This window comes from Marinobacterium sp. NO-S09, assembly GCF_059179545.1.
On sequence record NZ_CP168954.1, the window covers coordinates 2,488,304 to 2,499,961 of the forward strand.

General features: G+C 53.6%; 7 protein-coding genes. 3 read left to right on the forward strand and 4 right to left on the reverse strand.

From position 1 onward, the window contains the following. Nucleotide 1: 1 nt before the first annotated feature. Complete coding sequence (locus O3C79_RS11550) at nucleotides 2-1,309, reverse strand: tyrosine-type recombinase/integrase (protein ID WP_494383216.1); 1,308 nt, start codon at nucleotides 1,307-1,309, stop codon at nucleotides 2-4. A gap of 141 nt (nucleotides 1,310-1,450) precedes the next feature. Between O3C79_RS11550 and O3C79_RS11555 the strand changes: the two genes are divergently transcribed. Next, complete coding sequence (locus O3C79_RS11555; protein WP_494383217.1) at nucleotides 1,451-1,894, forward strand: YeeE/YedE family protein; 444 nt, start codon at nucleotides 1,451-1,453, stop codon at nucleotides 1,892-1,894. Nucleotide 1,895: 1 nt separating this feature from the next. Next, entirely contained in the window at nucleotides 1,896-2,324 is a 429-nt protein-coding gene (locus tag O3C79_RS11560) for a DUF6691 family protein (protein ID WP_494383218.1), read from the forward strand. Here O3C79_RS11560 and O3C79_RS11565 read toward each other — a convergent pair. From O3C79_RS11565 to panD, 3 genes are all read right to left on the reverse strand, one after another. After that, the gene (locus tag O3C79_RS11565) at nucleotides 2,315-4,621 is read right to left on the reverse strand and encodes a sensor domain-containing diguanylate cyclase (protein ID WP_494383219.1); all 2,307 of its coding nucleotides are present in this window, start codon (nucleotides 4,619-4,621) and stop codon (nucleotides 2,315-2,317) included. The genes O3C79_RS11560 and O3C79_RS11565 overlap by 10 nt on opposite strands. Nucleotides 4,622-4,805: 184 nt before the next feature. Then, nucleotides 4,806-6,755 (reverse strand): propionyl-CoA synthetase, encoded by a 1,950-nt coding sequence (locus tag O3C79_RS11570; protein WP_494383220.1) that lies wholly within the window; start codon nucleotides 6,753-6,755, stop codon nucleotides 4,806-4,808. A gap of 273 nt (nucleotides 6,756-7,028) precedes the next feature. Beyond that, nucleotides 7,029-7,463 (reverse strand): aspartate 1-decarboxylase, encoded by a 435-nt coding sequence (gene panD, locus O3C79_RS11575; protein WP_076462322.1) that lies wholly within the window; start codon nucleotides 7,461-7,463, stop codon nucleotides 7,029-7,031. Between the two features lie 358 nt (nucleotides 7,464-7,821). Here panD and metH point away from each other — a divergent pair, with 358 nt between their 5' ends. Next, nucleotides 7,822-11,544 (forward strand): methionine synthase, encoded by a 3,723-nt coding sequence (gene metH, locus O3C79_RS11580; protein WP_494383221.1) that lies wholly within the window; start codon nucleotides 7,822-7,824, stop codon nucleotides 11,542-11,544. The last annotated feature ends 114 nt before the right edge of the window (nucleotides 11,545-11,658 follow it).

The following is an 11,658-nucleotide window of genomic DNA, read 5'->3' on the forward strand; positions in this document are numbered from 1 at the left end:
GCTATTCCGGTTTCGTAATATTCTCAAGCCGATCCAGTTGTTTACCTGCTGCTGACTCATGGCGCTCTATCCGGCCTGTATGCAGATAGCGCGAAGTCGTATCGATACTGTCATGGCCGGCATCTGCTTGCACATGCGAGAGCGGCCGCCTGTTAAGGTTGATATCGTGTGTTATCCCCGTGTGCCGCAGGCTATGCGCTGTCATCTGCCGGATTTCGGCTGCATCTTCTATAAAGCCGTCATCGGCTGCTGCCGAAGCGGCTTGATAAAACAGATCATCCAGCAGTTCTCGTACCTGACGAATCCCCAGATTGGCATTCTGGGTTCCCGCATCTCGACCACGGCCTGCAGCCCTATGCCTGACAAACAACGGCGTTTCATCACCCGGAGGTGGCAGGTCTGTGAGACCCAGGTAGCGCCGGTATCGTTTGAGTGCCTGCAGCAGTGCTTTGGAAACCGCCACGCTACGCTGCTTGCCACCCTTGCTGCGAGGGATGTGGTAACTCCAGATGCCTGTCTGACTATCTCGCCTGAATTGCCCCATGATGGGCGCAAACCCGGGCCTTGCAGATACTTCGGAAATGCGCAGATAACACCCGTACATAAGACTGACCAGGAACAGGGTTCGCTCGTGTAATTCAGGCTCCTCTCGAGCAAGCTCGCGTGCGGTTGCCATAACATAAGACCACTGCAGCTCACTGAAGGCCTTGATACTTTCATTATCCTCGCCACTGGCCTGAAACTGGCTGCCAGCCTTGAACACGCCACTTTTTAGGATTTGCCGTGCAGGGTTTCGCTCTGTCAGCTCTTCATCAATGAGGTAGCTGTAATACGCGGACAGAATTGCCAGTTTTGTCCGCAATGCCTGCTCACTGAGTCGATATGGAACTACCTCGCCCGACTCTTTGCGTCCCAGGAAAGGCCGCCAGTTTCCATTGGGGTATCGCTCACCGGTTTCCTTGTGGGTTTTGAATTGGGCGGTATTAAAGTAAGCAATCAGCGCATTGGGCGGTTGACGGCAAAATTCCACATAACGGAACAGGCTTCGGCGCGTTGTATCCAACGGGCTCTCCTGTTCAACCTCGAAGCACCAGTAGAGAAAGGTCGTCAGTTCCGAGCGGTATGTTTTGAAATTGTTCTCACTGGCGCGCTGCTCCAGTAGCCAGTCCACGGAATACTCATAGACCAACGCTGCATCCTGGATACGATTGACTGTGAGCCTGGCCAGATATTCATTCACCAGAGCATTGCCGTCTTCGAGGTGCTCAACTGCATCAAAAAGCGGCAGAGCCAAAGGGATTTCTTCCATAATACAGCTACTTAATAACATTATATAATGTTTAACATTAGCAAATTTCCGCTACACATAGCCATTTCCATCTGCGGCTTAGTTGAATCGATCCAATGAAATCACTACTATATAAGCAATAACTAATTTAAAGGATCGTATATGACGATTATCAATTTCACCCCCGGGCCAGCTCTTCTGGGCGGTGCTCTCATTGGTCTGGCGGCTGCTTTCCTTTTGCTGGCCAAAGGACGCGTGGCAGGAATCTCTGGCATCGCTGGCGGCATTATTTATCCAGAATCCAAAGAGGATATTGGCTGGCGACTGGTATTCCTTATCGGGCTTGTGCTGGGTGGCTTTATCTATCAGGCAAGTGGATTCGGTGCCGGGGTGGAACATATTGAAGCCATTGTCAGCACCCCGATGCTGATTGTTGGCGGCCTGCTGGTAGGTATCGGCACCCAGGTCGGCACCGGTTGCACCAGCGGTCATGGTATTTGCGGTCTCGCCAGACGCAGCCCACGCTCACTGGTTGCAACCCTGTGTTTCATGGGGAGTGCCATTGTTACCGTATACATTACACGCCACCTGATGGGAGCCGCTTAACATGTCCCCTGCTCTTCGACTCCTGGCCGCACTGTTCGCCGGTACGCTATTCGGGCTTGGCCTTTCAGTCGCGCAAATGATCGATCCTGCCAAGGTAATCAACTTTCTCGACTTTACCGGCAATTGGGATCCATCACTGGCATTCGTCATGGCAGGCGGTTTGCTTGTTAACGCCCTGATAACTCCTATTATTCTCAAGCGAAAACACCCGTTGCTGGGCGAATATTTTCGTCTACCCAACAAAACACAAATCGATGCGCGAATCGTTATAGGCGGCGTTATTTTCGGAATAGGCTGGGGATTGGCAGGCTACTGCCCGGGCCCAATGCTGAGTTCGTTGAGTTTCGCCAACACGGACATTTTGACTGTCGTTGCTGCCTTTGCGGTCGGTACGCTGGGTACACGCTGGTATCTAGCAAATCAGTCCTGAGACTGATCGGAACGAACGACACGATTGCGCCCGGTATTCTTGGCCTGATACACCGCCCTGTCGGCCCGGAGCAAGGGCGCATCACTGCTGCTGTCATCCAGTGTAAGTACGCTTACACCTATACTGGCGGTTAGCTTGAGATCCGGGTATTGCTCAATACGGGCACATTCTACTGCCTGCCGCAAACGCTCGGCCAGAATGAATGCTCCGTCCATATCAGTGCCTGGCAGCAATAATGCAAACTCTTCGCCACCGATACGGCCAAGAATATCAATATTGCGCAGCTGGGCACTGGAAACCCGGGCAAATAGCTTCAGCGCCTCATCACCGGCGGCATGACCAAAACGATCATTCACCTGCTTGAAGTGATCAAGATCGATCATCAGCAGGCCACAAGGACTGCCAAATCGCTGTGTTCGAGCCTGCTCCTGCGCCATTCGCTGCATGAAGTGACGTCGATTGGCCAAACCTGTCAACATGTCTCGCGTTGCCAGCTTATGCAGTTCCTGTTCACGGTTTTTTTGCCGCGTTATGTCCTGCACCATGCCTGTAGCCAGCAGAATACCACTGTCATCATGTTGAAAATCGGCAATGGAGCGCACCCAACGTTCTTCACCATTCACTACAATACGATGTTCAAGATCATAATCACCGCCCTGAACCGCTTCATGCCAGGCATTTTCGACCTGCGCGCGATCCTCCGGATGAACACGACTGATAAAGGTCGCATAATCGGCATCACTGGATTGACCAAGCCCCAGGATATGACAAGCCTCATCTGACAGAGTCATGATGCGATCGGCAAACTGATACTCCCAGCTGCCAACATGCCCAATAGTCTGCGCTCGCCGAAGGGTACGCTCACTGCTCGCCAGTGCTGATTCGGCATGCTGCTGAGCACTGATATCAACCAATGCACCGTGCAGCACCTTACTGCCATCATCCAGGGCGACCAGACGGCTCCGATCTTCCAGCCACAGCCAGCTTCCTGACTTGTGCCTTAAACGGTATCTCAGTCGACGGGTTGAATCCGGCTCTGGAGACACATCTGCTACCAGCCGGTGCTGGTCCAGAGGGTGCGTATGCTCCAGCCACCAGTCGGGTGTATCCAGAATATCGCGATCACAGTAGCCGGTGAGCTCCAGGCAATTCGGGGAAATATAACTCAGGGTATTAGCGGGCATTTCCAGGCTATAGGTTACAACCGGCGAATCCTTGAGCACCGACATCAGCTGCGCATTCGCGCTCTTGGCAGCTGAAGTCGCCTGATCAATTCGGCCCTGCATAAGGGTTCTTAACCGCAGCAATAGAAACAACAGCAGCAATTGCACCAGCACATAACTGCCCACCAGCATCAATTCAAGCTGACCTATACCCTGCTGGTGCTTTTGCCAGGCGGGCGTGATGTCCTGCCAGGTAACCACCCGCCCTACCGGCCCCTTGCTGACACCCTGGTAGTCATAGAGAGGGAAGCTGACCAGCGCGTAGGTCGCTTGCTCCTGGGTAAGTGTCGTAACGGAGGTTTTCATATCAGTGACAGCCGGATACTGGATAGAACCGGATTTAAGCCAGCCTTCCAGCTTTGTATCGGTCTGACCTTCGATATAACAGTCACAGGCCTCCATAGCCCTGGTGCGATACTCGCTCCAAACGGCACCATCAATATTGGTGCGGTTCAAAAGCACAGCCAGATCCCCATCGACAAATTCGGCCAGGTTACTCAATAAGGAGTCGACAGAAGTACCCGCTTCCAGGGAGCCTATGTGTTCTTTACTGCCATCCTGGCGGGTATACCAGACCGGCACAATGCCGCGAATGCCGGAATAGACACGACCGATCTCAAAACCGGACAGCGGCTCTTGCAGACGGTTACTGTCTACGATGATCTGGCGTATATCACTCAGGTCGTCGCCGTATTTGCCAGGCTGATGCACACGCAAAAAAGAGGTGGCGGGCGGCAAATGAAAGTGCAGCTGACGCAGGTTGTAATCACGCTGCATCTGTTTCCAGGAGGCCTCGACCTCTTCCAGTAACGCCTGACGCAAGCGACTGGATTCATCAGCGCCCTTGGCACCGCCTTCCACTCGCACCATCTGCGTACCGTATTTGAACAGTTCCTGGATTTCCGGATCCGCAGCTACAAATGAGGCTAGCAACAGCATCTGGCTTTCCTGTTCCTTGAAAGCCACGCTGAAGCTGCGTCGAATGATGTCAGCATTGTTTTGCAACTGCTGCTTGAAGGCCTGCTTTTCCTGGTTTCGCTCGGACAGCGAGATACCAAGAAAGACAATGGCCAATAACAGACTTGCCAGTATAACGAGGGTGCGGAAACTGATAGGAGCGGCCCTGCAAGGTTAAGCTGCATTAAAAATTCAAGTTTAACGCGATCAGCAGGGAAATAAAGCCCAAACAGAGCTTATAAGGCAGGAAATAGAACTGCGGCTACATATTCGTAGCCGCAGTTTCAAAGCGTTTTCAGGTTCAGCTACTGGCGACCAGGCCACGCTGATCCATCAACTCCTCGATTTCAGACAGACTGGACGGATCATCGATGGTTGACGGCACCTTGTACTCCTGACCATCAGCAATCTGGCGCATCAGCTTGCGCAGAATCTTGCCGGAACGGGTCTTAGGCAGGCGCTGTACCACCAGAGCGCGATTGAAGCAGGCAATGGGCCCGATATCCTTGCGCACCATGGCAACCAGCTCTTTCTCCAGTTCTTCTTCGTCGATATCGACACCGTCCTTCAACAGCACCAGGCCGATCGGCACCTGGCCTTTGAGGCTGTCATTGATACCGATAACGGCACACTCGGCAACCGCAGGATGGTCTGCGACAATTTCTTCCATCTCACCGGTAGAAAGACGGTGACCAGCCACGTTGATCACATCATCGGTACGACCCATGATGAAGACATAACCATCTTCATCCTTGTAGCCGCCATCACCCGAGGTGTAGTAGCCCGGGAAGTCAGCAAGATAGCCAGCAGCAAAACGCTCATGGTTGTTCCAGATGGTCGGCAGGCAGCTCGGTGGCAGCGGCAGTTTCACGGCAATAGCGCCCTGCTCACCGGCCGGCATTTCATTCCCTTCCGGATCCAGAATCTGAACATTAAAGCCTGGTACCGGTAGAGTCGCGGAACCCGGCTTGGGCTCTTTGGCTTCAACGCCCATCAGGTTACCGCAGATAGCCCAGCCTGTTTCGGTCTGCCACCAGTGATCGATTACCGGCTTACCGGTTTTCTCGACCGTCCAGTGGTAGGTCGGCGGGTCCAGACGCTCACCGGCCATAAAAATGATCTCCAGATTGGAAAGATCATAGTTGCCGATCTGGGCACCTTCCGGGTCTTCCTTCTTGATCGCACGGAAAGCAGTGGGCGCAGCGAACAGCGCCTTGATCTTGTACTCTTCACACAAACGCCAGAAGGCACCGGCATCAGGTGTACGAACCGGCTTGCCTTCGTAGACAATGGTGGTTGCCCCCGCCAGCAGCGGCGCGTAGACAATATAGGAGTGGCCGACCACCCAGCCCACATCCGAGGCTGCCAGGAATACATCACCGGGCTCAATATTGTAGATCGCCTTCATGGAGTAGTTCATGGCGGTTGCATGTCCGCCATTATCACGAACAACCCCTTTCGGCTTACCGGTGGTGCCGGAGGTGTACAGAATATAGAGCGGGTCTGTACCTTTCACCGGTACACAGTCAGCCGGCTCAGCACTGGCAATCGCTGTTTCCCAATCCAGGTCACGACCCGGAATCAGTTCAGCCTTGGCCTGTGGGCGCTGCAGAATGACACAGGCATCCGGCTTGTGCGCAGACTGTTCGATGGCTGCATCCAGCATCGGCTTGTATTCCAGCACTTTGGACACTTCAATGCCGCAGGAAGCCGTTACTATCACTTTAGGCTCGGCATCTTCAATACGCACAGCCAACTCGTGCGGTGCAAAACCGCCAAACACGACCGAGTGGATGGCGCCCAGGCGTGCTACCGCATACATGGCAATCAGTGCTTCAGGCACCATCGGCATATAGATAACGACACGATCACCCTTTTCAACGCCCTGAGCCTTGAGCACACCGGCAAATGCCGCTACCTGGTCACGCATTTCACGATAGGTGTATACACGCTTGGTGCCGGCAACCGGCGAATCATAAATAACAGCCGGCTGATCACCACGGCCGTTTTCAACATGGTAATCCAAAGCCATGTATGCCGTGTTCATTTCACCGTCGGCAAACCAGCGGTCAATGCCATTTTCATCTTTGGACAGGATCTTTTCCGGCTGCTTGAACCAGGCAAGCTCTGCTGCTTTTTCAGCCCAGAATTCTTCAGGTGCTTCAATAGACCGTGTGTACTCGGCGTGGTAGCTCATGACAACGTCCTCTAACTCTCGGTTTTGTGCCGCATACTCATTTATTGTTGACACTTTGTGTCTTTAGGACTGCACTCTAACGAAAGTTTGCCTGCAACGAACTAAGACAAAAGGCGTAAAATGATCGTAAAACACTGTGTTTCAGTATTAAAACGCTGATTTGGACGCACTTTTTACACTTTGGTCTTACATCGCCACTCTTGATCAAAATCAAGGTGTCGACACTAGGGCACATAAATCAGGGAATATCCGAGCACACCCCGAAATTCAGGCACAAAAAAACCCGCACGGCGATACCGGGCGGGTTTCGGACCACTGATGAAGTGGTTACATGTCGCTGGTCTGAACCGGAATTGCGGATTTCATTCCAGTCAGCGTGTTGCGGTTGCGCAGCTCATCATCAGAGATGCCAACACCGTTATCGGATTTGGCATTTTCGAAGTAGCAAAGAGTCGGCTGGTAATTATCCGCTTCCTGTTCGTCCAGCTGGACGTAGGAACAGATGATCAGCAGATCGCCCTTCTGTGCCTTGTGAGCGGCTGCGCCATTCACGGAGATTACGCCACTGCCATTTTCGGCCTTGATTGCGTAAGTGGTGAAGCGCTCGCCGTTATTGATGTTGTAGATGTGAATCATCTCATATTCACGAATGCCGGATTTCTCCAGCAGATCACCATCAATGGCACATGAACCTTCGTAGTGAAGCTCTGCATGAGTAACGGTTACTCGATGCAGTTTTGCCTTCAAGAATGTCTGCAGCATACTGAAAACCTGCGTCTTCTCTTTTTAGTACCGGCCAGCCGGTATTTCATTTTACCGCTTCCGCCATCCTTGGATGACTTGTCTTTCTCGCGGTTACCCCTTCACCCAATAAGCACAGTTCCCCTGCTCGCATAAGAGAGGGACATACACCATTAGTAGAAGTGGACAACGAAACGGTCCAGAGAAGCGATCTGAAAAGTGCGTGCATTCTATCACGATAATTCCAAAAGATAAGATGAATATACGTAAAATTTCTGCAACGCAGCAATCTTCAAATATTTTCAATAGACTATGACTTCCCCTCAGCCAAAGAGACGGCCGTTTGGACTACAATGTCGTCCTTCAATCGGTCACTGCAATGGAAGTACACGTGAAAGACAACTCTCTGCATGCGCAACTCAGCCACTCTCTGAACCAACGCATCCTGATGCTCGATGGCGGCATGGGCACCATGATCCAGGAGCGCCAGCTGTCCGAGGCGGATTTTCGTGGTGACCGATTCGCCGATTGGCACCTGGACGTAAAAGGCAACAACGACATGCTGGTGCTGACCCAGCCCGACATGATCCGTGAGCTGCATGTTGCCTACCTTGAAGGTGGCGCCGACATTATTGAAACGAACACCTTCAATGCCACCCGTATCGCAATGGCCGATTACGAAATGGAGGCCCTGACCCGCGAAATCAACGTGGAAGCGGCGCGCTTGGCACGCGAAGCGGCTGACCAGGTGAGCGCGCAGACGCCGGACCGCCCCCGCTATGTTGCCGGCGTGCTCGGCCCAACCAACCGTACTGCCTCCATTTCACCGGACGTGAATGATCCGGGCTTTCGTAACGTTACCTTCGATGAGCTGTTTGAAGCCTATACCGAGTCTATCGATGGCCTGATTGAAGGTGGTGTCGATATCCTTCTGATCGAGACTATCTTCGATACTCTGAACGCCAAGGCTGCCATCTACGCGATTGAAAATTACTTCGAGAAGCATGACCTGCGCCTGCCTGTGATGATCTCCGGCACTATTACCGATGCATCCGGCCGTACTCTTTCAGGCCAGACAACTGAAGCCTTCTGGAACTCGGTACGCCACGCGCGCCCCATCAGCATTGGTCTTAACTGTGCACTGGGTCCGAAAGAGCTGCGCCAATACGTGGAAGAGCTTTCCCGTGTCGCCGATACCTATGTATCCGTCCACCCCAACGCCGGCCTGCCCAACGCGTTTGGCGGTTATGATGAAACGCCGGAACAGATGGCCGAAGAGATTCGCGAATGGGCCCAGTCCGGCTTCGTTAACATTGTCGGTGGTTGCTGTGGTACGACGCCTGAGCATATCCGCGTAATCCGTGAAGCCCTGCTGGATCAGGCCCCGCGCCCGCTGCCCGAGATTTCGGTGGAGTGCCGCCTGTCAGGCCTGGAGCCGATGAACATTGGTGCCGAGACTCTGTTTGTGAACGTGGGTGAGCGTACCAACGTCACCGGCTCGGCACGCTTCCGCCGCCTGATCAAGGAAGGCGACTACGAAACCGCGCTGGAAGTAGCACGCCAGCAGGTGGAAAACGGCGCCCAGATCATCGATATCAATATGGACGAAGGCATGCTTGATGCGGAAGCGGCCATGAACCGCTTCCTTAATCTGATTGCTTCCGAGCCAGACATCTCACGTGTGCCGATCATGCTCGACTCCTCCAAATGGCATGTAATGGAGGAAGGCCTCAAGCGCATCCAGGGCAAGGGCGTGGTCAACTCCATTTCATTGAAGGAAGGTGAAGACAACTTCATCGCCCAGGCACGCAAAATTCGTTATTACGGTGCTGCCGTTGTTGTCATGGCGTTTGACGAATCCGGTCAGGCCGATACCTACGAGCGCAAAATCGAGATCTGTGAGCGCTCCTATCGTGTGCTGGTCGACAAGGTAGGTTTCCCGCCGGAAGACATCATTTTCGACCCCAACATCTTTGCCATCGCAACAGGTATTGAGGAGCACGACAACTACGCCAACGACTTCATCAATGCCACTGGCTGGATCAAGCAGCACCTGCCCTACGCCAAGGTATCCGGCGGTGTGTCCAACGTATCCTTCTCCTTCCGTGGCAACGACAAGGTGCGTGAAGCGATTCACTGCGTGTTCCTCTACCATGCAATTCAGAAAGGCATGGACATGGGCATCGTCAACGCCGGTCAGCTGGCGATCTATGACGACCTGCCTGGAGAACTGCGTGAGCATGTAGAAGATATCGTCCTGAACCGTCGTGAAGACGGCACCGAACGCATGCTGGAACTGGCCGAGAAATACCGTGGCGGCGCGTCTGAATCCTCCGTCAAGCAGGATCTGGAATGGCGTACCTGGGACGTTAACAAGCGCCTTGCGCACGCACTGGTGAAAGGTATTGCCGACTACGTCGATGAAGACGTGGAAGAGTGCCGCCACAACTACGAACGTCCGCTGCAGGTCATTGAAGGCCCCTTGATGGACGGCATGGGCATTGTCGGCGACCTCTTCGGTGCCGGTAAGATGTTCCTGCCCCAAGTGGTGAAGTCAGCACGCGTCATGAAGAAGGCCGTCGCCTACCTGATGCCCTTCATTGAAGAGGAAAAAGCGGGCAGCGAAAGCAGCTCCGCCGGCAAGGTGATCATGGCCACCGTTAAGGGCGACGTACACGATATCGGCAAGAATATCGTCGGCGTGGTTCTGCAGTGTAACAACTTCGAGATTGTGGATCTGGGCGTTATGGTACCGGCCGAGAAGATCCTGCAGACGGCCCGTGAAGAGAATGCCGACATCATTGGTCTGTCTGGCCTGATCACTCCATCCCTGGACGAAATGGTTCACGTCGCCAAGGAGATGCAACGTCAGGATTTCCATATCCCGCTGTTGATTGGTGGCGCAACCACATCCAAGGCGCACACAGCGGTCAAGATTGAGCCTAATTACAAGAACAACCAGGTAGTGCATGTCACCAACGCATCCCGCTCGGTTGGCGTTGCCTCTTCCCTGCTTTCTAAAACCAAAAAAGAAAGCTTTATCAAGGAGATAAAGGAAGATTATCAGGCGGTACGTGAACGCCATGCTGCACGTCAGCATGACCAACGCCGTGTCACACTGGAAGCCGCTCGCGCCAACTGCCAGCCCATTGAGTGGGAGGGCTATCAGGCACCGGTACCTGTTCAACCAGGCCTGCATGTATTTGAAGATTATGACCTGGAAGAACTGAGCCAGTGCATCGACTGGACGCCCTTCTTCCAGTCATGGGAACTGGCAGGCCGCTTCCCGCGTATTCTGGATGATGAAGTCGTTGGCACAGAGGCACGCAAGCTTTACGAAGATGCCAAACTGATGCTGCGCGATATCATCGACAACAAGAAACTGCGTGCCCGTGGTGTGTTTGGTCTGTTCCCGGCCAACAGCGTTGGTCATGACGACATCGAGATCTATACCGATGACAACCGTGACCAGGTCCGCATGAAGGTGCACCACCTGCGTCAGCAGACACAAAAGGTAGAAGGTCGCTACAACCATTGCCTGAGCGACTATGTAGCACCCAAGGAAACAGGCGTTCAGGATTATGTAGGTGCTTTTGCCGTAACAGCGGGTATCGGCATCGACAAATGGGTTGAGCAGTATGAAGCCGATCACGATGACTATAACAGCATCATGATCAAGGCCCTGGCCGACCGTTTGGCAGAAGCCTTTGCCGAGCGCCTGCACCAGCGCGTTCGCACCGAATTCTGGGGCTACGCCTCAGATGAAAACCTGGACAATGAAGCACTGATCCGCGAGCAGTATCAGGGCATTCGCCCGGCTCCGGGTTACCCCGCCTGCCCGGACCACACCGAGAAAGCTTTGTTGTGGGAGCTGCTGGATGTCGATCACAATGCCGGCATGACCCTGACAGACAGCTTTGCGATGCTGCCGACAGCAGCGGTCAGCGGCTGGTACTTCAGCCATCCGGAATCTCGCTACTTCGGTGTCGCCAAGATCAGTGAAGATCAGGTGGAAAGCTATGCCAAGCGTAAAGGCATGAGTATGGACGAAGCTGAACGCTGGCTGGCACCCAACCTCGGCTACGAGCCGGAACAGGGCTAAGGCCTTTCAGGGCGTTTCATTCGAAGCGCCCTTCCCTCTCCCTTTCGCTGTATGAATTTTGTTTTACTACAACACGAATGCAGCATTCGATGGCTATAGTTAGCCCTAAGTCGA